Origin of the sequence: Microbacter sp. GSS18 (genome assembly GCA_029319145.1) — a bacterium.
Classification (GTDB): domain Bacteria; phylum Actinomycetota; class Actinomycetes; order Actinomycetales; family Microbacteriaceae; genus Microbacterium.
Window position 1 is genome coordinate 2,355,000 of record CP119753.1, and the last position, 23,365, is coordinate 2,378,364.

The following is a 23,365-nucleotide window of genomic DNA, read 5'->3' on the forward strand; positions in this document are numbered from 1 at the left end:
ACCCCCTTTCCGCCGACCCATCCCTTCTGCGACGGTGGAGGCAGGGTGGCTCTGCGGAAAGGGGTGGCTCGATGACTGCTGACCGGCAGGTCGCGGGACGGGCGGTGCTCATCGCGGGGGCGACGAGCGAGAGCGGGACGGCGGCAGCGCGCGCGCTGACGGACGCGGGCGCCCGCGTCATCGCGGTGGGGCGGGATGCCGGCAAGCTCGCCGACCTCGCCGCCGAGGTACCGGGCGTGACGACCGAGACGTGCGACCTGTCGGACGAAGCCGCGGTGCTGGCACTCGCCGACCGCGTGCACGCGACGGCGGGGCCGGTCGCCGGCGTGCTGCATCTCGTGGGCGGCTGGCGCGGTGGCGGGGGCCTCGCCGGACAGAGCGACGCGGACTACCGGTTCCTCGAGAACTCGCTCACGGCGCTTCGCCACGTCTCCCGCGCCTTCGACGCCGACCTGCGAGCATCGACGGCCGCACGCCTCGCCGTCGTGTCCTCGACGGCGGTGACCCGGCCGCTCGCCGGCGGCGCCAACTACGCCGCCGTCAAGGCCGCGACCGAAGCCTGGACCCGCGCCGTCGCGCAGGGGTTCGCGAAGGCCGCGCGCGACGGCGGGGAGCCGCTGCGGGCCGCCGCCGTGATCTTCCGCGTGAAGACCCTCGCCGGCCTCGAGGACGCCCTCGCGAACGCGTTCTGCGCCCTGTGGGACCGGGACGCGGATGCCGTGAACGACACCGTCATCGACCTCACCGAGGCCGCCTGAGACGCGACGTGCATGCCGCGTCCACGCAGCGCGGAAACGTCCGCCCGGAACATCGATCCGACGAAGCCGGACGGGCAGGCCCCGTCGCACGCGTCCGCGGGCCGTCCATCCGGGGCTCCGACCGACGGCCGCGTCCACGCGCGGGGCGGCTCAGCGGCGCGGATCGACCGCCTCGCTCCCGACGTCCTGAGGCGGTGGATCGGCCACCGGCACCGAAGCCGTCTGGCCGGCGAAGCGCAGCGAGAGCACACGGTACGACCGCGTGAGGAACGCCAGCCCGGCCAGCACCGACAGGATGAGCCCCGAGAAGAGGAAGACCAGGGCGATGCCGCGGGCGTCCCCCGGCCCCAGGAGCCACTCCCACGTCGCCCGCCCGCCGTCGGATTCCATGTACGGGATGATCCAGAACTCCGCGATGGGCGCGATGAGGAAGGCCGTGACGGGCGCCGCAGCCGATTCGAACGCCGCGGCGAAGCCGAACACGCGACCCTGCTGGCGGAACGGCACGACCTTCTGGATGACGGTCTGCTCAGCCGCCTCCACGGCGGGGACCACGGCCATGTAGAGCCAGATCCCCACGGCGTACAGCAGCCACCATTCGCGGATCGTGAACAGGGCGCCGAGGATCCCCATCCCGACCACCAGCAGCAGCATCGTGCGGATCGGATTGCGGCCGAGCCCGAACTTCGCGATGACGGCGCCGCCGAGGATGAAGCCCGTCGACGCGACACCCAGGACCACGCCCCACACCTCGACGCGGAACAGCGTGAGGCCGTACGGGTCCATGAGGGCCATGTACACGCCGCCGATGAGGTTGTTGAGGGTGGTGAACAGGATCAGGGCCATAAGGCCCGGCACCGAGCGGATGGCGCGCCATGCGCCGCGCACGTCGACGGGCGGGCCATGCTCGGAGTCGGGCTCGGGCTGGGGCTCGGGGATGCGCAGCGTGAGCAGGTGCGCGAGCGCGAGCGCCGTGAATACGAGCGCGATGACCAGCGTGCCGCCCATGCCGAGCAGCCCCACCGACAGTCCGCTGAACACGCTCGTGACCATGAACGCGATGCCTGTCACGGTGCCGACCATGCCGTTGGCGTTGGCGTGGCGCTCGACCGGGACGAGCAGCGTCACGGTCGTCGACAGCGCGATGTTGCGCATGTTCTCGATCACCGAGCCGAACAGGATGATGCCCGAGAACAGCCAGAACCACGGGCCGCCGAGATCCAGCAGCGCCGACTCGGGCTGCGCGATGTACAGCGCGCCGGCGACGAGGAACGACCCGAGCGTCACGAGGCTCGACAGCACCATCACGCGGTGTTTGCGGTAGCGGTCGACGAGGGTGCCGAACAGCATCGCGAACAGCGCCACGAGCAGCATGTAGGCCCCGCCGATGATGCCGGTGGCGAGCACCGATTGGGTCTCGATGTACACCCAGAAGGTCAGGGCGAACCACAGGAAGCTCGTCGTGATGTTCGCCACGGCGGTGTTGACCAGCACCTGGAGGAACGTGCGCATGCCGTTCGGCGGCGGCGTGATCGCCGCAGCCGACGCCGAGGCCTCGGCTGCGGATGCTCCGGAGCCGGCGTTCGTGTCGGCCCGGTCTGCCCCCGACGACGGGCCGGGCGAGGAGTCTTCCACGCGCAGATCGTACTCCGCGCCGCCGACACCGCGATGCGGCCGCCGGGCGCCGAGGACGTAGGCTGGAAGATCGTGACGACCATCCACGACCCCAGCGTCCGCGGCTTCGCCTCCGACAACTACTCCGGTGTGCACCCCGAGGTGCTCGCCGCGATCGCGGCGGCCAACGGCGGCCACCAGATCGCCTACGGCGAGGACGACTACACGGCGCGCCTGCAGGAGCTCTTCGCCCGCCACCTCGGGGCGGGCGTCGAGGCGTTCCCGGTGTTCAACGGCACCGGTGCGAACGTCGTCGGACTGCAGTCGATGCTCCCCCGCTGGGGTGCCGTGATCGCCGCTTCGACCGCCCACATCAACGTCGACGAGGGCGGGGCCCCCGAGCGCGTCGCGGGCATCAAGATCCTGAACGTCCCGACCGAGGACGGCAAGCTCACCCCCGAGCTGGTCGACCGTGAGGCCTGGGGCTGGGGCGACGAGCATCGCGCCCAGCCGCTCGTGGTGTCGATCACGCAGTCCACCGAGCTCGGCACCCTCTACAGCCCCGACGAGATCCGTGCTCTCGCCGACCACGCGCACGCCCGCGGCATGCGCCTGCACCTGGACGGCGCCCGCATCGCCAACGCCGCGGCGGCTCTCGATCTGCCGCTGCGCGCGTTCACGCGCGATGCCGGCGTCGACGTGATGAGCTTCGGAGGCACCAAGAACGGCGCCATGGTCGGCGAGTCGGTCGTGGTGATGGACCCGGATGCCGCCCACGGCCTGATCTACCTGCGCAAGCTCGACATGCAGCTGTCGTCGAAGATGCGCTTCATCTCGGCGCAGCTCGTCGCGCTGCTCGAGGACGACCTGTGGCTGCGCAACGCCCGCCACTCCAACGCGATGGCGCAGCGCCTGCGCGCGGGCGTGGAGGCGGGCCTGGCCGACGGCTCGATCCGCGGAGTCGCCTTCACGCAGCCGACGCAGGCCAACGGCGTCTTCGCGACGCTCCCCGACGGCGTCGCCGACCGCCTGCGCGCGTCGTTCCGCTTCTACGACTGGGATGCCGCCCGCAACGAGGTGCGCTGGATGTGCTCGTTCGACACCAGCGAGGACGACGTCGACGCGTTCGTCTCGGCGATCGCGCGCGAGACCACGGCGTCCTGAGACGGCAGCGGCGACCGGGATCCCCCGGCCGCCGCTGTCATCGACGTCCCGGCGCGAAGGCTGCCGGGAACGCGCGTCAGCTCTCGTCGTCTCCCGATGCCGGCCAGGGGGCGACCTCGTCCTCGGCGGTGTCCTCGGTCGACTCCTCGGCGACGGGCTCCGCCTCGACGGATTCGGTCTCGACGGCATCCGCGGCGGGCTCGTCGGCCTCGGCATCCGCGGTGGCGCCGACGGCCACGGCCTCGACGGCTGGCTCCGCGTCGACCGACTCGGCCGCGGCGGGGGCCTCGTCGTCGAAGGACATCCCGTCCTTCTGCTCGGCGCGGATCAGCTCGGTGACCTCGGCCATGAAGCTCGTCAGCTGGTGCTGCTGCCAGCGCAGCTGGCGCGTGCGGTCCTCGGCGTCGCGCAGCACCGCCTGCGAGTGAACCGTGACGGTCTCGATGATCTTCTGCGCCTTGCTGCGCGCGCGGTCGAGGTGCTCGCCGGCGCGGAGCTTGGCGTCGGCTTCCACCTGCTGCGCCTGCGCCCGCATCAGACGGTCGAAGTCGTCGGCCTTCGAGCCGACGCGCTGAGCGTGCTCGAGGGCGGCGGCGACCTGCTCGTTGGCGTCCTGCGTGATGCGCTCGGCGTGCGCCACGGCCTGGTTGTGGAGCATGAGGAACTCCTGCTGCGCGTCATCCTGACGGCGCGTCAGCGACTCCTCGAACTCGAGCGCGCGCATGCGCAGCTCCTTGACGGCCTCCTCGGCCTCGCTGCGCTGCTGCGTCGTCTCGCGCGCCACGAGCGAGCGCAGCGCCGCGGCGCCCTTCTCGGACTCGGTGCGGATGGCGGCAGCCTCCTGCTCGGCCTGCGACACCTTCTCGGCGGCGTGCTGGGCTTCGCGCTCGAGCTGCGCCTGGTGGGCGGTCAGCTCGGTCTCGATGCGCAGGCGCACCTGCTGGGCGTCGTGCTCGGCACGCGCGATGATCGCCTCGGCGTCCGTATTGGCCTCACTGCGCCGGGCGGCGATCTCGCCGCGCGCGGCCTCGAGCAGGCGGTCGGCCTGGATCGTGGCGTTCTTGATGAGGGTCGACGCCTGCTCCTCGGCGACGCGGAGGATCTCCTCGAAATTGCGACGGCTGTCGGACTCGCCCGACGAATCGCTCAGCTCCTCGGTCAGCGCCTCGATCTTCTGCTCGGAAGCGGCGATCTTCGCCTGCGAGGCGGCGAGTTCGGCCTCGAGCTGTGCGATGGTGCCGCGGTGCTCGGCATCCGATCCGCCCAGCTTCTCGGTGAGCGCCTGGTGCTTCTTCTGCGACTCGGCGAGGTCCTTCTCGAGCCGGGCGACGACCTCGCGTCGCTCGGAGTCGGCGGCGGCGAGCTCCTTCTCGAGCCGTTCGACCGTCTCGCGGGCGCGCTGGTGCAGCTGCTCGCCGGCGCGCTCGTGACGGTCGCGCAGCATCGCCGACTTCTCGGTCTCGGCCCGCAGCCGCGCGGACATGTTGGCGAACGCGGCGTCGACCTCGTCCTTGTCGTAGCCGCGGAACGCGGTGGTGAAGGTCACGCCGCCGCTCTCACCGGAGCCGGACGGGGATTCGGGGGCGGAGCCGCGGCCGATCAGCTCCTCGAAGGGCGATGGGGCACCGGAACCGGATCCGAACGTCTGCTGGTCGGTCATGCAACTCTCCGCTTTCTGGAACGCTGGGAGCGGCGCAGTCGGGACCGTGCGCGCCAGGCTCGCGATCCGCGAGGCGGAACATCGCGGGTCCGGCAGGCGACGTCACGTCACCGACGGCGACGTCGTTATGGGGGGATGTGTCGCGCAGCGGGGGCAGCCTGCGCTTCGGGTACGAGAAATCCTACCCGCCGCCCGTGAGTGCTCCGAACGCGTGGCCCGCAGGATGGGAGCCGCTCAGCTCCCGGCGAGCCAGGCCCGATAGGCGTCGAACGCGAAGGGGCGCCCCAGGAACTCGTTGACGAGGTCTGCGGCGTCACGGCTGCCGCCGCGCTCGAGGATCCGCGTGCGGTAGCGCTCGTCGGCGCGCGGGTCCATCAGGTCGCCGTCGAACCCGCTGAGCAGGTCCCGCGCGATGACGAGGCTCCACTGATAGGTGTAGTAGCAGGCGCCGTACCCGGTGAGATGCCCGAAGCCCGCATACGGATGCAGACCCCGCAGCGGCTGGACGGGGCTCGTCTCGGCGTAGAACCGCTCAGTGGCCGCCTGCAGGTCGGCCGGACGGTCGACGTGCAGGCGGTACGACACGGTGGCGTGGCCGAGCTGGCGCCGCACCTCGAGGGCGCGGCCGAACGCATCGGCCGTCCGCATGCGCTCGACGAGGTCGGCCGGGATCGGCTCGCCGTCATCGTCGCGGGCGAAGGTCGCCAGGACGTCGGCGTCCCATGCCCACTCCTCGAGCAGCTGGCTCGGCGCCTCGACGAAGTCCCACTCGGTCTCGACGCCGCTGAAGCGCACCCACGGCTGGTGCCCGCCGAGGATGGCGTGGACGAGGTGCCCGAACTCGTGGAAGAAGGTCACGACCTCGTCGTGGGTGAGCAGCCCCCGGGCGAAGTTGCACAGCAGCACCGACTCGGGCAGCTGCCGTCCGGCGATGCCGGGCACCAGCCCGAAGCACGCGGCGTGACCGTACTTGCCCTCGCGGGGATGCAGGTCCAGGTGGATGCGTCCGAGCCGCACGCTGCCGCGGACCACGTCGTAGGTCCTGACATCCGCGTGCCACGTGGGGGTGTCCACCGGGATGTACGCGACGTCGAGCAGGCGCCCCGTGGTGGCCAGCACGCCGTCGACGACGCGCTCGAAGCGGAAGTACGAGCGCACGAGCTGCGCGTCGACGTCGAACCGCTCGTTCTTGAGCGTGGAGAGGAGGTACCAGAAGTCCGCGATCGTGACCTCGTCGGCCTCGGGCACGTCGCGACGCAGGCGCTCGAGCAGGACCGGGTACTCCTGCGCGGCCGCCTCGCGCGACGCGGCGTCGAGCCGGTCGAGGAAGCGCGGGATCTCGGCGCCCGAGCCGATCATGCGCGTCTCGGTCTCGAAGTCCGCCCAGTCCTCGTAGCCGAGGAGAGCCGCGCGCTCGGCGCGCACCGCGAGCAGCTCGGCCAGGACCGGCTCGTTCTCGGGCCACGCGAGCTCGTTGTAGGCACTCACGAGCGCCTCGCGGGTCGCCCGGTCCGCAGCGTATTCCCGAACGGGCATGAGGTCGGGATAGTCGGTGGTGAGCCGGACCAGGCCGTCGTCGCCGACGGGGTGCGCGTCGACGAAGTCCTGCGGGAGGCCGACGAGCGCCTCGGGAGCGACGCGCACCTCGCGACGCGCCTCGCGCAGGTTGCGTGAGAAGGTCACGCACAGCGCGCTGTCGCGATCGGTCAGCTCGCGGACGCGTTCGCGCGACGCCTCGTCGAGGTCGACGCCGCCGCGGCGGAAGTCGCGGCGCAGGTGGGACAGCATCCGCGCCGCCTGCTCGTCGAGGCCCTCGTCCGAAGCGTCGGCGAAGGCCTCCCACAGTCCGCGGTCGAGCAGACGGGCGCTCGCGAGCGACTCGGTCTGCTCGATCTGGGCCTCGGCGGCCTCGCGCACGCGGGCATCGGGGTGGGACTCGCTCACCAGGTAGCTCGCGTGGAGCGCCTCGCCGAGTGCGGCGTCCGCGTCGTTCCACAGCCGCAGGCGGTCCAGGACGCCGAGGCCTGCGGCATCCGCCTTCAGCCTCTCGTCGATGCGCGCCACGCGCTCGCGTCGCTCGGCAGGACGCCCGGTCGCGAAGGCGATCCAGGAGTCGAGGTCGGAGGGCAGCTCGAGCGGTTCGATCTCGGTCACCCGACGAGCCTACGGCTCACCGGCCGGGCGGCGCTCAGGGGAGCGCGCCGACGCTCGCCAGCGCCATGCGCACGAGGGTGCCGCGGCCGCCCTCCATCTCGTCCGCGAGCGACTCCGACGCGGCCTCCTCGGGCGACATCCACGTCACCTCGAGGGCGTCCTGTCGCGGCTCGCACGTGCCGGTGACCGGCACCACGAAGGCCAGCGACACGGCGTGCTGACGATCGTCGTGGAAGGCGGTGACGCCCGGCAGCGGGAAGTACTCCGCCACGGTGAACGGCACCGGCTGCGGCGGGAGCAGCGGGAAGGCCATGGGGCCCAGGTCGTTCTCGAGGTGCCGGAAGAGAGCGTCGCGCACCGTCTCGCCGTAGCGGACGCGGCCAGACACGATCGATCGCGTGATCTCTCCCACCGGCGTCGCCCGCAGCAGGATGCCGACCTGCGTCACCATCCCCATGCCGTCGGTGCGGACCGGGATCCCCTCGACGTAGAGCATCGGCAGGCGCCGACGGACCTCGGCGAGCTCGATGTCGGTCAGCCAGGCGGGGTTGGAGACGTTGCCGGACGGCGGGCCGAACGGCTCGTCGCCCGCCGGCTCGGGGTCAGGAGTGCGAACGGCCATGCGTCCTGTATACCGCTCCCCCGCCTCACGCGTGCACGGCGGTTCCGAATGCCCCTATCCTTACCCTCAACATGCAGACAGGGGAATGACCGTGAGCGGCGACGAGGGCGAGAGCACGATCCAGCGCGTCCAGGACATCGTGGCGGTGTTCGTGCTGTCGATCACGGCGGTCCTCACCGCGTGGTGCGGCTTCGAGGCGTCGAAGTGGGGCGGCGAGATGTCGATCGCCTTCAGCCAGGCCTCGTCCGCACGCATCCAGGCGACGGCTGCCGAGAGCGAGGCGCAGGCGGCGCGCCAGTTCGACCTGAGCATCTTCGCGCAGTACGTCGTGGCGACCGCCGACGGCAAGGACGAACTCGCCCAGTACATCGAGGAGCGCTTCACCCCCCACTTCGCCGTTGCGTTCGACGGCTGGGTCGCCGACGGCATGATCGAGAACGGTCCGTTCGCCCGCGACGACTACGTGCCGCCGGGGTCCGTCGAGGCCGAGGAGCTCTCGGCGACGGCGGACGAGAAGTTCGCCGCGGCACTGGAGAACAACCAGCGCGGCGACAACTACTCGCTGCTGACGGTCATGTTCGCCCTCGTGCTGTTCCTCACCGCCATGTCGCAGCGCGACGTCAAGACGTGGGTCGGACGGAGCCTGCTCGGCATGGCTGTGGTCCTCGACATCGTCGGCATCGCCATCCTGCTGACGTTCCCGATCAAGATCTGAGAGCCACCCGGCCGACGACGCCGGGGCGGGCCGGCAACGACTCCTCTTGTCCGACCGCCGTCGCGGGCGTAGCGTTCGGACCATCCACCCGATCACAGCGAAGTGAGGGTCTCATGCGCACGATCACCCGCGCCGTCCTGGCCGCGGCCGCAGCCGCCGCCCTGACACTGGGAGGATCGGTGGCCGCGTCGGCCGCCCCCGCGATCCCCCTCAACAACGGGCAGGAGACGCCCGGCGCCCAGGGGGGCGCCCACGGCTTCTTCAGCTACGTCATCGACGGCGACGAACTCTGCTACTGGCTCGAGGTCGAGCGCTTGAGTGCGCCGGCGGTCGCCGCCCACATCCACGTCGGCCCGAGGAATGTCGCCGGCCCGGTCGTCGTGCCGCTCGTCGTGCCCGCGGAGACCGACTTCGAGGTCAGCGACTGCACGACCGCCGATGAAGGAGTGCTGGCAGCGATCTCGGCGGATCCGGGCGCGTACTACGTCAACGTGCACACGCCGACCTACCCGCCGGGCGAGGTCCGCGGCCAGCTGAAGTAGATCCGCGCTGCCGCGTCGCGGGCAACGGGATCCGACATGCCGCGTCGTGCCCTCGTGGCAGGATGTCGGCATGTCGGAACCGCTCGCCCTCGACGCCGCGGCCGTCCTGTGGTCGCACACACCGACCGACCTCGCCGGGCGCCACCTGCTCGTGCTGCTGCACGGGTACGGCTCGGACGAGCGCGACCTGTTCGGGCTCACGGCCTATCTGCCTGCGGAACTCGTCGTGGCTTCGGTGGCAGCGCCGCTCACGCCGCCGTGGCCGATGCCGGGTCGGTCCTGGTACCCGATCGAGGGCTTGGACGGACGCGATCCGTCGCACGTCACCGCCGCGGCCGACGCGCTGATCGGGTGGGTCGACGCTCACGCCGCGGGTGCGGCATCCGTCGGCCTGCTGGGCTTCTCGCAGGGCGCAGCCGTGTCACTGCAGGCGATGCGACGGGACCCCGACCGGTTCTCCTTCGCGGTGAACCTGAGCGGCTACGTCACCCCCGGCGACCTGCCACGGGACGCCGACCTGGCCGAACGGCGCCCGCCGGTCTTCTGGGGCCGCGGCACGCGCGACGACGTGATCCCCGAGCCGCTCGTCGCGCACACCGTCGAGTGGCTGCCGGCGCACGCCGACCTGTCCGGGCGGGTCTACCCGGGCCTCACCCACAGCGTGTCGGAGGCCGAGCTCGACGACGTGCGGGCGTTCCTCGACAAGCAGCTCGAGCGGATCGAGACCGGCGAGTCCTAGGAGCCTCCCCCGCCGCGGCGGCGGCGCTTGTCCGCCGACAGCGCGATGGCCATGGGGATGCCGATGCCGGCCCCGATGGCGATCCCGAGGGCGAGATTGCCCATGGCGACGCCGATCGCGACGCCGGCGCCGACGCCGATCGCGAGGCCGGCACCCCAGCTGGCGGCATCCGGCTTGCGATCGTCGGGCCCGCGGTCCCCGTCACCGGTGTCGGACATGCTCCGACAGTACCCGTCCAGGCGCGTGGTGCACTATGGTTGCCATCGCCCCTGTCCCGAGTGTGAGGAACGAGCCGTTGAAGAGCATCGACGCGACCGCGTGACAACGCGCTGATCCGTCGATCCCGACGTGCCGGCGCCCCCCATCGCGCTGACCGTCGACCCGCCGCTCCCCCGGGCACCTCCGGCCTTCCGCCGCGCCCGCTCATCGCGGCATCCGCGTGTCAGCACCCGACGACACCGGAGGCCTCATGCCCGCTCACACCACCACTGCATCCTTCGTCCTCGACCGCGTCTCGTTCGCGTGGCCGGACGGCTCCCCCGCCCTGACCGATGTCTCGGGCTCGTTCGGCACCGGCCGCACGGGCCTGGTCGGCCGCAACGGCTCGGGCAAGTCGACGCTGCTGCGCCTCGTCGCCGGCGACCTCGCTCCCGGCGCGGGACACATCACGCGGCCCGCCGACGTCGCATACCTGCCGCAGCGTCTGACCCTCGAGGTGTCGCGGCCGGTCGCCGACCTTCTCGGCGTCGGCGAGACGCTCCGCGCGCTGCGCGCCATCGAGTCCGGTGATCCCGATCCGCGACACTTCGACGCGGTCGGCGACGACTGGGACGTCGAGGCCCGCGCCGGCGCCGCCCTCGCCGAAGCCGGCCTGGATCCGGCCGTGCTCGACCGGTGCGTGGGCGAGCTGTCGGGAGGCGAGGCCGTGCTCGCCGCGATCACCGGCATCCGCCTGCGCCGCGCGCCGATCACGCTGCTGGACGAGCCCACGAACAACCTCGACCGCGATGCGCGGGCCCGGCTTCACGGGCTGGTCCGGTCGTGGCACGGCGCCCTCGTGGTGGTCAGCCACGACGTCGCCCTGCTCGAACTCATGGACGACACCGCCGAGCTGTACGCCGACACCCTGAGCGTCTTCGGCGGTCCGTACTCGCAGTGGCGCGCCTGGCTGGATGCCGAGCAGGCGGCCGCGCTGCAGGCCGAGCGCGCCGCCGCCCAGGTCGTCCGCCGAGAGAAGCGCGAACGCATCGAGGCCGAGACCAAGATCGCCCGGCGGCAGGCATACGGGCGCAAGGCGCAGCTCGAGAAGCGCGTTCCGCCGATCGTCGCCGGAGGCCTCAAGCGCGCCGCCGAGGTGTCGGCCGGCAGGCTGCGCGGCGAGAAGGCCGACCGCGAGGCGGCGGCGCGGGACGCCCTCGACTCCGCCGAGCGGCGCGTCCGCGACGACGACACCGTTCGCATCGATCTTCCGGATCCGTCGGTGCCGGCGGGCCGCAGGATCGCCGAGCTCTCGGACGGCGACCGCACATGGGTGATCCAGGGCCCCGAACGCGTCGCGCTCGTGGGTCCGAACGGAGCCGGGAAGACGACGCTTCTCGAGCGGCTGGTCGCCTCGGCGGCGGGCTCCGAAGGGCGCGCGCCGGCGATGGACGCCGATTCCGGCGAGGCACACGGGGAGGAGCGGATGCCGCCGGCCGCGGCGCCGATCCACGTGCGCGGGTGCACGGCGCGGGCGCTCACCGACCGGGTCGGCTACCTGCCGCAGCGCGTCGATGGGCTCGACGATGCCGCATCCATCCTCGACAACGTAGCGGCGGCCGCACCGCGAACCGGCACCGTCGAGCTGCGCAACCGCCTCGCACGGTTCCTGATCCGCGGTACGGCGGTCGACCGGCCGGTGTCGTCGGTGTCAGGCGGCGAGCGATTCCGCGTCGCGTTGGCGCGGCTGATGCTGGCGGATCCGCCGCCGCAGCTGCTGGTGCTCGACGAGCCGACCAACAACCTCGACCTCGACACCGTCGATCAGCTGGTCGCAGCACTGTCGGCCTATCGCGGCGCGGTCCTCGTCGTCAGCCACGACGACGCGTTCCTCGCCCGGCTGGGACTCGATCGCGTGCTGTCGATCGGCGTGACGGGGGCGATCGACGAACGCGACGCACCCGCGTAGCCGGCCGCGTGGCGTCGTCACGGGGTCGGCGTCGTCACGGGGTCGGCGTCGTCACGGGGTCGGCGTCGTCACGGGGTCGGCGTCGGTGTCGGCTTGGTGTGGCCCGGAGCGGTGGACCGGTTGCCGCGGTCCTCGAGGGGAGGGCCGTTGCCCGGCGCCGTGGCTTCCGGACTGGGGATCGGTGTCGGCGTCGCTTCGACGACCGGCTCGTCCCCGGGCGGCGCCGGCTCGGTCCCGAGGTCGGCGGACTCCGTCGGGGACGGCGTCGGCGTCGCACTCGGAGTCGGGGTGGAGGTCGGCGTGCGCGCGGGCAGAGTGGGATCGACGGCGCTCGTCGTGGGCGACGGCGTGAGCGGTCCCGGCGCCGGGCCCTGCAGCGCGGACGACGCACCGCCCGACGTCCCGAGCATGACGGCCGCCGTCAGAAGCACAGAAGCGCCGAGCACCGCGGCGCCCCCGACCACCAGGAAGCCCGCGGGGCGGATCCACCGGCCGGAGCGGGCCGACTCGACGAGGGCGGCGCGAGCGCGCGTCGTCGCGGCCGTCGCCCACGCGACCAGCGCCGCGCTCCGCGCCCGGATCGACGATGCGCTCGGCATGGCCGCGATCCGCGCGCGGATCGCCGATGCGCTCGGCACGGCCGCGATCACACGCGGCAGGACGGCCGTGTCGCGGGGCAGGACCTCGGTCGCCCCTTGGAGCAGAGCCGTGAACTCGTCGACGCCGTCCTCGCTCTCGACGGTTTCGACGGCGTCGTCGGTGTCGACGGTTTCGACGGCGTCGTGGGGCTCGACGGCGTCGTGGGTCTCGATGACTCGATCGCGGGCTTCGGCCGCGCGGGCGCGCGCTTCGGCCCGGGTCCTCGGCGGCTCGGCAGGATGCTGCGCGTCCATCCGCCTCCGTCCGAATCGGTCTCCGCCCGCGGCGGGCGCCGCGCACGTCCGCCCGATTCTACGTGTCGTCGACGACCCCTGCAGACGGGCCGTGGACGGCCTCCGCGACCTCGCACCGTCATCCCGCAGCCGCGCCGATGTCTGCACCGGAGAGCAAGATAGGGGGGTGGGCGATGTGCTCGAGCGGTTCGGTCCTGCGACGCAGGGCTGGTTCCGGGGCGCCTTCGCGCAGCCGACCGCCGCCCAGGCGGGCGCGTGGGAGGCGATATCCCAGGGCAAGCACGCTCTCGTCGTGGCGCCCACCGGCTCGGGGAAGACGCTGTCGGCGTTCCTGTGGGCGATCGATCGCGTGTTCCACGACCTGGATGCCGAACCCGCGCTGCCGACCGGATCCCGCCGTCGCGGTGAACCGGCACGCGGGACGCGCATCCTCTACATCTCGCCGCTGAAGGCGCTGGGCGTCGACGTGGAGCGGAACCTGCGCTCCCCGCTCGTGGGGATCGGCCAGTCGGCGCGCCGCCTCGGCCTCGAGGTCCCGGCCGTCTCGGTCGGCGTGCGCTCGGGCGACACGACCTCGAGCGACCGTCGCAAGCTCGTGCAGGCCCCGCCCGACATCCTCATCACGACCCCCGAGTCCCTCTACCTGATGCTCACGAGCCGCGCGGGCGAGACGCTGCGCGACGTTCACACCGTGATCGTCGACGAGGTGCACGCGGTCGCCGCGACCAAGCGCGGGGCGCACCTGGCGGTGAGCCTCGAAAGGCTGGATGCGCTTCGACAGGCGCACGACCCCGCATCCGCCCCGGCCCAGCGCATCGGACTCTCGGCGACCGTGCGCCCCATCGACGAGGTGGCGCGCTTCCTCGGGGGCGCCGCGCCCGTCGAGATCGTGGCGCCCCGGGCGACCAAGGCGTTCGACATGCACGTGGTCGTGCCGGTCGACGACATGCTCAACCCGCCCCCGGCGCCCGGCTTCCAGGACGCGGCGGATGCCGACGCCGCCGCGTCCGACGACGACTGGTTCCTCGACGCGCAACCGCGCGGCCGACCCGAATCGACCGAGATGACCGGCTCGGTGTGGCCGCACGTCGAGGAGGCGATCGTCGATCGCATCCTGCAGCGACGCTCCACCATCGTGTTCTGCAACTCGCGGCGTCTCGCGGAGCGGCTCACGGGACGGCTGAACGAGATCTACTCCGACCGGCTGGGACTCGACCTTCCCGAGCCGGCGGTGCCGGCGGCGACCGGGGCCCACGCAGCAGAGGCTCCGCGCGGCGCGCAGGCGCCGCGTGGCGGGGAGGCCCGGACGGGCGCGACCGCCGGGGCCGACCCGGTGCTCGCCAAGGCCCACCACGGCTCCGTGTCGAAGGAGCAGCGCGCGCAGGTCGAAGAGGAGCTCAAGTCCGGCGCGCTGCGGTGCGTCGTCGCGACCAGCAGCCTCGAGCTCGGCATCGACATGGGCGCGGTGGACCTCGTGATCCAGGTCGAGGCGCCGCCGTCGGCGGCATCCGGACTGCAGCGCATCGGACGCGCGGGGCACCAGGTGGGCGAGGTGAGCCGCGCCGCACTGTTCCCGAAGCACCGCGGCGACGTGCTGCACACCGCCGTGGTGACCGAGCGCATGCTCGCCGGGCAGATCGAGGCGATCTCGATCCCGCAGAATCCGCTCGACATCCTCGCGCAGCAGACCGTGGCCGCGTGCGCGCTGGGCCCCGTGGACGTCGAGGGCTGGTACGAGACCCTTCGCCGCAGCGCGCCGTTCCGCTCGCTGCCTCGATCCGCCTACGAGGCCACGCTCGACCTCGTGTCCGGCCGGTTCCCGTCGGACGAGTTCGCCGAGCTGCGCCCCCGCGTCGTGTGGGACCGCGATCACGGAACGCTCACGGGACGGCCCGGGTCCCAGCGCATCGCGGTCACGAGCGGCGGGACGATCCCCGACAGAGGGCTGTTCGGCGTCTTCGTGGCCGGCGAGAGCCAGAACGCCCGGGTCGGCGAGCTCGACGAGGAGATGGTCTACGAGTCCCGCGTGAACGACGTCTTCACCCTCGGCACGACGAGCTGGCGGATCGTCGAGATCACGCACGATCGCGTCAACGTGGTCCCCGCGTTCGGGCAGCCGGGCAAAGTGCCGTTCTGGCACGGCGACGGCCTCGGCCGGCCGGCCGAACTCGGCGAGGCGCTCGGCCGGTTCTCGCGCGAGGTGTCGAGCGCAGATCCGGCGAAGGCCGAGGCCCGGCTGCGCGACGCCGGCCTCGACGACCGGGCGATCGCGAACCTCCGCGCCTACCTCGCCGAGCAGCGCGAGGCGACGGGGAGCGTGCCGACCGATCGATCGCTGACCGTCGAGCGCTCCCGAGACGAGGTCGGCGACTGGCGCGTGATCCTCCATTCCCCGTACGGAATGCAAGTGCACGCACCGTGGGCGCTCGCCGTCAACGCCCGCATCCGCGAGCGCCTCGGCGTCGAGGGCTCGGCGGTCGCCAGCGACGACGGCATCATCGCGCGCATCCCCGACGCCGAGGCGGAGCCGCCCGGCGCCGAGCTGTTCGTGTTCGACCCCGACGAACTCGATCCTCTCGTGACCGAGGAGGTCGGCGGTTCAGCCCTCTTCGCCTCGCGCTTCCGTGAGTGCGCCGCCCGCGCCCTGCTCATGCCGAGGCGGAATCCGGGGCGCCGCAGTCCGCTGTGGCAGCAGCGCCAGCGCTCCGCGCAGCTCCTCGAGGTCGCACGGCGGCATCCGACCTTCCCGATCATCCTCGAGACGCTGCGCGAGGTGCTGCAGGACGTCTACGACGTGCCGGCGCTGCTTCGGATCATGCGCGGCATCGGCGAGCGCCGCATCCGCCTCGTCGAGACGACGACCAGCCAGCCGTCGCCGTTCGCACGCGACTTGCTGTTCGGATATGTCGGCGCGTTCATGTACGAGGGCGACTCGCCCCTGGCCGAGCGGCGCGCCGCTGCACTGTCTGTCGACCCGGCGCTGCTGAGCGAGCTGCTGGGAACCGTCGAGATGCGCGAGCTGCTCGACCCCGACGTCATCGCGCAGTTCGAGCGCGAAGCCCAGCGACTCGACCCCGCCCGCCGCGTGCGCGGCGTCGAGGGCGTCGCCGATCTTCTGCGCCTGCTCGGCCCGCTCGACGCCGACGAGGTCGCGGCGCGGGCGGAGCCCGGCGACGGCGTCGACGACGTCACCCCCGTTCAGGCGCAGGGCATGCTCGACGAGCTCGTCGCGGCACGGCGGGCCATCGTCGTCGCCATCGCGGGCCGCACGCGCGTGGCCGCGGTCGAGGACGCGGGACGACTGCGCGACGCCCTCGGCGCGGCACTGCCGGTGGGCGTGCCCATTGCCTTCACCGAACCGGTCGCAGATCCCCTCGGCGACCTCGTGGCTCGGCACGCCCGCACCCACGGCCCGTTCCGCGCCGACGCCGTGGCCGACCGCCTGGGCATCGGGGTGGCGGTGGCGAGGCACACGCTGCAGCGTCTCGAGGCGCAGGGTCGCCTCGCGAGCGGCTTCTTCCTGCCCGCCCCCGAGACCGCCGACGGCCGGGACGAAGCCGAGTGGTGCGACGCCGAGGTCCTGCGACGGCTGCGGCTGCGCTCGCTGGCAGCCATCCGAGGCAGCGTGGAACCGGTGCCGCAGGAGGCGCTCGCGCGGTTCCTGCCCGACTGGCAGCACGTGTCGCGCCCGCTCGAAGGAGTGGACGGCGTAGCCGCCGCCATCGAGCAGCTCGCCGGCGTTCCGATTCCGGCGAGCGCGTGGGAGTCCCTCGTCCTCCCGGCCCGCGTCGTCGACTACTCCCCCGCGATGCTCGACGAGCTCACCTCCACGGGAGAGGTGGTCTGGTCGGGGCACGGCGCGCTCCCCGGACGCGACGGGTGGATCGCCCTGCACCCCGCCGATGGACTCGCCCTGACGCTCCCGCCGGTGTCCGACGACGTCGCACCGGGGTCCCTGGACGCCCAGCTGATCGGGGCCCTCGCCGGCGGCGGCGCCTACTTCGCAGCGCAGCTGCGCACCGCGACGGGCGCGGACAGCGAGCAGGCCGTGCTCGAGGCCCTGTGGCGGCTCGCCTGGGCGGGGCGTGTCACGAACGACACCTTCGCGCCGCTTCGCACGCTGCTCGGCGGCTCGGGCGCGCACCGGACGTCGCGGCGCACACCGCGGTCGCGCCTGTACCGCGGCGCCGCGGTGCGCGCGGTCGCCGCGTCCGTCCCCGCGCGCCCCGCGAACGTCGGCGGCCGCTGGTCTCTGCTGCCCGACCCCGAGCCCGATGCCGGCATGCGGGCCGCGGCGACGGCGAGCCTGCTCCTGGACCGCTACGGCGTGGTCACGCGCGGCGCCGTGCAGAGCGAGGGCGTGCCCGGCGGCTTCGCGCAGACGTACCGCGTCCTGGCCGGATTCGAGGACGCCGGACACTGCCGCCGGGGATACATCGTCGAGAAGCTGGGCGCGGCGCAGTTCGCGACGTCGGCGACGATCGACCGCATCCGGGAGTTCGCCGCACGCGGCGACCCCCCGCCGAACCATGCCGTCACGCTCGCGTCGACCGATCCCGCCAACCCCTACGGGTCGGCGCTGTCCTGGCCGCCCCTCGAGGGTGTCGGCCACCGGCCGGGCCGCAAGGCGGGCGCGATCGTGGTGCTCGTCGACGGCGCGCTCGTGCTGTACCTCGAGCGCGGCGGCAAGTCAGCCCTGGCGTTCACGGGCGACGAGACCGTGCTGGCGGCGGCCGCCGCCGACCTCGTCGCCACGGCGCACGCCCGACGACTCGAGACCCTGACGATCGAACAGGTCAACGGCGCCTTCATCCACGGCAGCGGCATCGCGCGGTGCCTGCGCGATGCGGGGTTCGTCGAGTCGCCGCGCGGCCTCACCCTCCGCCGCCTCACGGCCGGCGATGCAGCGCGCGAGGCGGCCCGTGCCCGAGGGTGACACCGTCTTCCGGACCGCGCGCCGACTGGACGACGCGCTCGCCGGAGCGACCGTGACGCGATTCGACCTGCGCGTTCCCCGGCTGGCGACCGCCGACCTCAGCGGCGCGGCGATCCACGACGTGGTCTCGCGCGGGAAGCACATCCTCCACCGCATCGGGGGCGACACGCTGCGCACCCACCTGAAGATGGAGGGCCGGTGGCACATCCACCGGCCGGGCGAGCGCTGGCCGCGACCCGCGCACACCGCCCGGGTCGTCATCGAGGCGACGGCGCCCGACGGCGCCCGCTGGGAGACCGTGGGGTTCGACGTGGCCGACGTCGCCCTCGTCCCCACCGCGGACGAGGATGAGCTGATCGGGCATCTGGGGCCCGACCCCCTCGGCGACGGCTGGGACCCCGCGGAGGCCGCTCGCCGCCTCCGCGCCGACGACCGTCCCGTGCACGTCGCCCTGCAGGATCAGCGCAACGTCGCGGGGTTCGGCAACGAGTACGTCAACGAGATCCTGTTCGTGCGCGGCCTCGACCCGTCCACGCCCGCGGCCGACGTCGACACGGCCGCCCTGGTCGACGTCGGCGCCCGCATGATCCGCGCGAATCGGGACCGCGCACACCGAACCTTCACGGGGGATGCCAGACGAGGCTTCACGACGTGGGTGTACCGCCGCGAGAATCGGCCGTGCCGCCGGTGCGGCACGCCGATCCGCAGCGGGAGTCTGGGAGCCGACCCGACGCGCGAGCGGATCGTGTTCTGGTGCCCGCGCTGTCAGAGCCCCTCGTGAACGGACGGGCGGACGATCTGTCGCATCACGGCGCGAAGCGGTGATCAGAGGTTCATGCCGCCGAGGATACGCCCGCATTTCCGCGCCGTTACACAGCGTCGGACGAAGTGTCCGAGAGCCGTCGCCACACCCCCGAATCGTCCGGTTAGCTCCGCCCGCCATTGCATCATCTGAGACCAGATGTATTGAATGACCCAACACGTTCCACGACCGCGCACGGCAGCGCGGTGAGACCAGGAGGGCCCGGCAGAGGTGACCACGGCAACCGAGACCGACACGGCGGCAGCGTCCGCCCCGATCGACGGACGCGGGGCCGTGCGCCTCGAGGGCGTCACCAAGCGATACGGCGATGCCGTGGCGGTGGACAACCTGTCCCTGTCGATCGAGCCCGGCGAGTTCATCTCGTTCCTCGGGCCGTCCGGCTGCGGCAAGACCACGACGCTCCGGATGATCGCAGGATTCGAGCACCCGGATGAGGGCTCGATCAGCATCTCGGGCGCCTCGGTGCTGAACGTCCCGCCCTACCGGCGCGACGTCAACACGGTCTTCCAGGCCTACGCGCTGTTCCCCCACCGCTCGGTCGCCGAGAACGTCGCGTACGGCCTGCAGCAGCGCCGCACCCCGAAGTCCGAAGTTCGCGAGCGCGTCAGCCAGGCGCTCGACATGGTGCAGATGCGCCACTTCGCCGACCGCAAGCCGACGCAGCTCTCGGGTGGCCAGCAGCAGCGCGTCGCGCTCGCCCGCGCCCTGGTCAACCGCCCCGCCGTGCTCCTCCTCGACGAGCCGCTCGGGGCGCTCGACCGCCAGCTGCGCGAGGAGATGCAGCTCGAGCTGAAGCTGCTGCAGTCGCGCCTGGGCATCACGTTCGTCTTCGTCACGCACGACCAGGGCGAGGCGCTGTCGATGAGCGACCGCATCGCGATCATGCGGGCCGGTCACATCGAGCAGCTCGCCGACGCCGACACGGTCTACGCGCGTCCTGCTTCGGCATACGTCGCGGCGTTCGTCGGCCAGCAGAACTTCTTCCACGGCGACGCCGCCGAGGCCGGCGCGGCCGTCGCCTCGCCCCACGCGCTGGTGCGCGGAACGGCGCCGGCCCTCGCCGGCGCGACCCGCGGCGAGGCCGCGGTACGCCCGGAGTTCATCACGATCGAGACCGCGCCCGAGGGAACCGCCACCGAGGCCAACACCGTCCGCGGCGACCTCATCGGGGTCTCGCACCTCGGCGACACGATGCAGTACCTCGTCCGGCTCGGCGACGACCAGAGCCTCATCGTGCGGCGTCCCACGCCCATCGCACCCTCGCTGCGCGTCGGTGACTCCGTCCTGTGCTCCTGGAGCGCCGAGAACGTCCTGCTCTTCCCGTCCGACGACTCCGCCGAGCAGGGCGGCTACATCGCACCGCCCACCCACTGACCCCGCACCACCGCCTCCCCACCCGAAGGAGAACCCGATGTCCGACATCCACAGCACCGTGCGCATCCTCGCCCCCGAAGGCAAAGCGCAGGCAATCATGCGCGAGGTCTCGCGCCGCCGCTTCCTGAGCGTCGCAGCGATCACGGGCAGCGCCGCGTTCCTCGCCGCCTGCTCCAGCGGCGGCACCGACGGCGGCACCGCCGCCGAGCCCCAGGCCACCGGCGGCGCGCTCGAGGACAACCTCTCGATCTACACGTGGGGCGACTACGACTCCCCCGACGTCCTGGCGAACTTCACCGACGAGCTCGGCCCGACCATCACGATGGACTCGTACTCGTCGAACGAGGAGCTCATCGCCAAGCTGGTCGCCGCGAAGGGCACCTCGGGCTACGACATCGTCGTCCCGACCGGCGTCTTCGTCCCGCAGATGATCGAGAACGGCCTGCTCGAGAAGCTCAACAAGGACCTGCTCCCGAACATGGAGAACCTCGACGCGGCCTACCTCGGCCGTGCCTGGGACCCGACCAACGACTACACCGTCTGCAAGGCGTGGGGCACCACCGGCTACGTCTACGACAAGACCGTCATCACGCGCGAGCTGACGACGTGGGACGACTTCTTCGACGCCGCCCAGAACGAGGCCAGCGGCAAGACGTCGATGTCGGACGACCCGGCCGGGATCATCGGTTCGTACTTCTGGGCCCGGGACATGGACTGGAACACCCAGGACTCCGCCGAGCTCGACGCGTGCGAGGACTTCCTCGTCAACGAGATCGCCCCCCACATCTCGGCGTTCGACTCCTACCCCGGCTCGGGCGGCATCCCGCAGGCCACGCACGTGCTGATGCAGGCGTGGAACGGCGACGCGCGCCTGGGCATCCAGGAGTCGCCCGACCCCGAGCGCTGGCAGTGGGTCCTCCCCGGCCCGCAGACCGAGCTGTGGATGGACAACTGGGCGATCGCGGCGGGCGCACCCCACCCCGAGGCCGCGCACGCGTTCATCAACTGGTCGATGACGCCCGAGAACCTGCTGCTGAACCTCGACTACGTCGGCTTCAACGTCGGCGGCAAGGACATGGAGCAGGCGGCTGCCGACGAGGGTCTCGACCTTCTCGACATGATCTTCTTCACGCCCGAGCAGCTGGCGACCATGCACGAGCAGGAGCTCAACGACTCGCAGCAGCGCCGCGTCGAGATCTATTCCGCGATGAAGGCCGCGGCCGGTGCGTAAGACCCGTTCGGCAGGAGCCGCGCTCGCCATTCCGGCGTGGGCGTGGCTCCTGCTGTTCTTCGTCGCCCCGGTGCTGATGGTCGTGTACTTCAGCTTCGGCTACAAGCCGGGGATCTTCGGCACCCACGCCACCGACATCCTGTCGTTCGACCGGTATGTCGAGGCGCTGTCGCCGACCTTCTTCACCACATTCCAGAACACGCTGTGGGTGGGCGTTGCCGGCACGGTGCTGTGCTTCCTCGTCGGCGCGCCGGTCGCCTACTGGATGGCCCTCAAGGTGCGCCCCGAACGCCGCGGTCTGCTGATCGCGCTCGTGCTCGTGCCGTTCTGGACGAACTTCCTCGTGCGCACGATCGGGTGGCAGATCATCCTGTCTCCTGAGGGTGCGGTCTCGCAGTTCCTCTCGCCGATCCTCGGCGGCCCGATCGACCTGCTGTTCACGCGCGAGGCGGTGCTGCTGGGCGTCGTCTACAACTACCTGCCGCTGATGATCCTGCCCCTGTTCGTCGCGTTCGACCGCGTCGGACCCGCGCTGCGCGAGGCCTCGAAGGACCTCGGCGCGGGCAAGATCATGACGTTCTTCCGCGTCACGCTCCCGCTGTCGCAGCCCGGCATCATCGCCGGCGTCCTGCTGGTGTTCATCCCCCTGATGGGCGACTACATCACCGCGACGGTGCTCGGCGGCGCGAAGGGCAACATGGTCGGCCAGCTCGTGGCCGCGCAGTTCCAGACGGCGCAGAACTGGGCACTCGGCTCGGCGATGGCCGTCGTGCTGATGCTGGTCATCACGCTGACCATCGGGGTGTGCGCACTGATCATCTACCTCATCGCACTGCCGTTCCGCATGCGCAACCGCCTCGTCCTCGGCCCGGCCGACGCGCAGGGGACGACTGCCGCAGCCACTGGGACCGCCAAGACCCCCGCGGAGGTGTCGTCGTGACCATGACGAAGACCGAGGCGATCGCGCGCCTCGACGAGCCCGAGACCGGCGCCAAGGTGCGGCGCGCCCGCTCCCCCAAGTCGTGGTCGGACATCGCGCTGAACGTGTGGGGCCTCCTCGTGCTGCTCTTCCTGTTCGCGCCGATCATCGTGATCGTCATCTATTCGTTCAACACCGGCCGCCTGCTGATCTCGTGGGACGGGTTCGGGTTCGACGCGTTCCTGACGATCCTCGAGAAGCCCGCGATCCAGAACGCCGTGCGGGTGTCGCTGATCACCGCGTTCATCGCGGCCATCATCGCCACCGCCCTCGGGACGCTCGCCGGCATCGCAATGGCGCGGCATCCCGGCAAGTGGACGTGGTGGTTCCTGGGCCTGCTGCTGTTCACCTCGGTGACCCCCGAGATCGTCGACGCCGTCGCGCTGCTGCCCTGGATGGTGTTCCTCGGCCAGGACCTCGGCATGAGCATCTTCAGCGACGGCATCGTGCGTCTGTCGATCGGCTCGTCGCTGTTCGCCACCGCCGTGGTGTCGTACATCGTCCGCGCACGCCTGGTCGGCCAGGACGCGAACCTCGAAGAGGCCTCGGGCGACCTGTACGCCAAACCTCTCGCGACATTCATGAAGGTGACGCTGCCGCTGGCGATGCCCGCGGTCCTGGCCGGCTTCCTGCTCGCGTTCACGCTGGGCCTGGACAACACGATCATCGCCTCGTTCGTGCAGGTCTCGGGAACCACGCCGTGGCCGGTGTACGTCCTCAGCGCCGTGCGCTCGGGCATGCGACCCGAGATCGCGGCCGTCTCGACGATCATGCTGCTGCTCACACTGGTGGCGCTGGCCGTCGTGGCACTCGTCCTCAAGCGCGCGGGCGACTCGGCCACCGACATCGCGCGCACCATGGCCGGCGGCTGAACCGCCGCCCTCGTCTCGCTGCCCCTGTTCAGCGATCGACCCCGTGTTCTCCGGGCTCCGGTCGTTGGACGGGGAGCGACGAGACGAGCCGCAGCGCGTCTCGATCCGCCAGCGTCCGCACC

General features: G+C 72.0%; 18 protein-coding genes. 12 read left to right on the forward strand and 6 right to left on the reverse strand.

From position 1 onward, the window contains the following. Window positions 1-71 precede the first annotated feature (71 nt). Window positions 72-758 carry an SDR family NAD(P)-dependent oxidoreductase gene (locus P0L94_10890; protein ID WES62959.1) on the forward strand — a complete coding sequence of 229 codons (687 nt, stop codon included), beginning with the start codon at window positions 72-74 and terminating at the stop codon, window positions 756-758. A gap of 150 nt (window positions 759-908) precedes the next feature. Here P0L94_10890 and P0L94_10895 read toward each other — a convergent pair whose 3' ends face one another. After that, on the reverse strand, window positions 909-2,393 hold the full coding sequence (locus P0L94_10895; protein ID WES62960.1) for an MFS transporter: 1,485 nt from the start codon (window positions 2,391-2,393) through the stop codon (window positions 909-911). A gap of 72 nt (window positions 2,394-2,465) precedes the next feature. Between P0L94_10895 and P0L94_10900 the strand changes: the two genes are divergently transcribed. Next, entirely contained in the window at window positions 2,466-3,536 is a 1,071-nt protein-coding gene (locus P0L94_10900; protein ID WES62961.1) for a low specificity L-threonine aldolase, read from the forward strand. A 76-nt stretch (window positions 3,537-3,612) separates the two neighbouring features. Here P0L94_10900 and P0L94_10905 read toward each other — a convergent pair whose 3' ends face one another. The 3 genes from P0L94_10905 to P0L94_10915 form a co-directional block, all read right to left on the reverse strand. Then, complete coding sequence (locus P0L94_10905) at window positions 3,613-5,196, reverse strand: DivIVA domain-containing protein (GenBank protein WES62962.1); 1,584 nt, start codon at window positions 5,194-5,196, stop codon at window positions 3,613-3,615. Between the two features lie 234 nt (window positions 5,197-5,430). Beyond that, the gene (locus P0L94_10910; GenBank protein ID WES62963.1) at window positions 5,431-7,350 is read right to left on the reverse strand and encodes a Zn-dependent oligopeptidase; all 1,920 of its coding nucleotides are present in this window, start codon (window positions 7,348-7,350) and stop codon (window positions 5,431-5,433) included. A 34-nt stretch (window positions 7,351-7,384) separates the two neighbouring features. Next, a complete protein-coding gene (locus tag P0L94_10915; protein WES62964.1) occupies window positions 7,385-7,972 on the reverse strand; it encodes an NUDIX hydrolase family protein in 588 nt (195 codons plus the stop codon). Between the two features lie 91 nt (window positions 7,973-8,063). Here P0L94_10915 and P0L94_10920 point away from each other — a divergent pair, with 91 nt between their 5' ends. The 3 genes from P0L94_10920 to P0L94_10930 all read left to right on the forward strand — a co-directional run bounded on the left by P0L94_10920 (window position 8,064) and on the right by P0L94_10930 (window position 9,968). Then, complete coding sequence (locus P0L94_10920) at window positions 8,064-8,687, forward strand: hypothetical protein (GenBank protein ID WES62965.1); 624 nt, start codon at window positions 8,064-8,066, stop codon at window positions 8,685-8,687. A gap of 113 nt (window positions 8,688-8,800) precedes the next feature. Then, a complete protein-coding gene (locus P0L94_10925) occupies window positions 8,801-9,229 on the forward strand; it encodes a CHRD domain-containing protein (GenBank protein WES62966.1) in 429 nt (142 codons plus the stop codon). Window positions 9,230-9,299: 70 nt separating this feature from the next. Beyond that, complete coding sequence (locus P0L94_10930; GenBank protein ID WES62967.1) at window positions 9,300-9,968, forward strand: alpha/beta hydrolase-fold protein; 669 nt, start codon at window positions 9,300-9,302, stop codon at window positions 9,966-9,968. Here P0L94_10930 and P0L94_10935 read toward each other — a convergent pair. After that, entirely contained in the window at window positions 9,965-10,186 is a 222-nt protein-coding gene (locus P0L94_10935; protein WES62968.1) for a hypothetical protein, read from the reverse strand. The genes P0L94_10930 and P0L94_10935 overlap by 4 nt on opposite strands. A 251-nt stretch (window positions 10,187-10,437) precedes the next feature. On the opposite strand from P0L94_10935, the gene P0L94_10940 reads away from it, so the two are divergent. Next, window positions 10,438-12,135, forward strand: a complete 1,698-nt coding sequence (locus P0L94_10940; GenBank protein WES62969.1) for an ATP-binding cassette domain-containing protein — start codon at window positions 10,438-10,440, stop codon at window positions 12,133-12,135. A 68-nt stretch (window positions 12,136-12,203) separates the two neighbouring features. Here the strand turns inward: P0L94_10940 and P0L94_10945 are convergent, their stop codons facing one another. Continuing rightward, window positions 12,204-13,028, reverse strand: coding sequence for a hypothetical protein (locus P0L94_10945; GenBank protein ID WES62970.1), 825 nt, complete (start codon window positions 13,026-13,028; stop codon window positions 12,204-12,206). Between the two features lie 166 nt (window positions 13,029-13,194). Here P0L94_10945 and P0L94_10950 point away from each other — a divergent pair, with 166 nt between their 5' ends. The 6 genes from P0L94_10950 (at window position 13,195) to P0L94_10975 (ending at window position 23,243) form a co-directional block, all read left to right on the forward strand. Next, entirely contained in the window at window positions 13,195-17,964 is a 4,770-nt protein-coding gene (locus P0L94_10950) for an ATP-dependent helicase (GenBank protein ID WES62971.1), read from the forward strand. After that, the gene (locus tag P0L94_10955) at window positions 17,951-18,745 is read left to right on the forward strand and encodes a DNA-formamidopyrimidine glycosylase family protein (protein ID WES62972.1); all 795 of its coding nucleotides are present in this window, start codon (window positions 17,951-17,953) and stop codon (window positions 18,743-18,745) included. Before P0L94_10950 ends, P0L94_10955 begins: the two co-directional genes overlap by 14 nt. A 252-nt stretch (window positions 18,746-18,997) precedes the next feature. Next, a complete protein-coding gene (locus tag P0L94_10960; GenBank protein WES62973.1) occupies window positions 18,998-20,161 on the forward strand; it encodes an ABC transporter ATP-binding protein in 1,164 nt (387 codons plus the stop codon). Between the two features lie 37 nt (window positions 20,162-20,198). After that, window positions 20,199-21,392: a spermidine/putrescine ABC transporter substrate-binding protein gene (locus tag P0L94_10965; GenBank protein WES62974.1), complete on the forward strand. Its 1,194-nt coding sequence runs from the start codon at window positions 20,199-20,201 to the stop codon at window positions 21,390-21,392. Then, window positions 21,385-22,332 (forward strand): ABC transporter permease, encoded by a 948-nt coding sequence (locus tag P0L94_10970; protein ID WES62975.1) that lies wholly within the window; start codon window positions 21,385-21,387, stop codon window positions 22,330-22,332. The genes P0L94_10965 and P0L94_10970 overlap by 8 nt, the downstream gene beginning before the upstream one ends. Before the next feature lie 2 nt (window positions 22,333-22,334). Continuing rightward, complete coding sequence (locus P0L94_10975) at window positions 22,335-23,243, forward strand: ABC transporter permease (protein ID WES66320.1); 909 nt, start codon at window positions 22,335-22,337, stop codon at window positions 23,241-23,243. Window positions 23,244-23,365: the final 122 nt, after the last annotated feature.

What these genes read in the sequence shown, in the direction of transcription:
- P0L94_10890 (WES62959.1), top strand. Translation starts at nt 72, where the DNA reads ATGACTGCTGACCGGCAGGTCGCGGGACGGGCGGTGCTCATCGCGGGG.
- P0L94_10905 (WES62962.1), bottom strand. Translation starts at nt 5,196, where the DNA reads ATGACCGACCAGCAGACGTTCGGATCCGGTTCCGGTGCCCCATCGCCC.
- P0L94_10915 (WES62964.1), bottom strand. Translation starts at nt 7,972, where the DNA reads ATGGCCGTTCGCACTCCTGACCCCGAGCCGGCGGGCGACGAGCCGTTC.
- P0L94_10925 (WES62966.1), top strand. Translation starts at nt 8,801, where the DNA reads ATGCGCACGATCACCCGCGCCGTCCTGGCCGCGGCCGCAGCCGCCGCC.
- P0L94_10930 (WES62967.1), top strand. Translation starts at nt 9,300, where the DNA reads ATGTCGGAACCGCTCGCCCTCGACGCCGCGGCCGTCCTGTGGTCGCAC.
- P0L94_10935 (WES62968.1), bottom strand. Translation starts at nt 10,186, where the DNA reads ATGTCCGACACCGGTGACGGGGACCGCGGGCCCGACGATCGCAAGCCG.
- P0L94_10940 (WES62969.1), top strand. Translation starts at nt 10,438, where the DNA reads ATGCCCGCTCACACCACCACTGCATCCTTCGTCCTCGACCGCGTCTCG.
- P0L94_10945 (WES62970.1), bottom strand. Translation starts at nt 13,028, where the DNA reads ATGGACGCGCAGCATCCTGCCGAGCCGCCGAGGACCCGGGCCGAAGCG.
- P0L94_10965 (WES62974.1), top strand. Translation starts at nt 20,199, where the DNA reads ATGTCCGACATCCACAGCACCGTGCGCATCCTCGCCCCCGAAGGCAAA.
- P0L94_10975 (WES66320.1), top strand. Translation starts at nt 22,335, where the DNA reads ATGACGAAGACCGAGGCGATCGCGCGCCTCGACGAGCCCGAGACCGGC.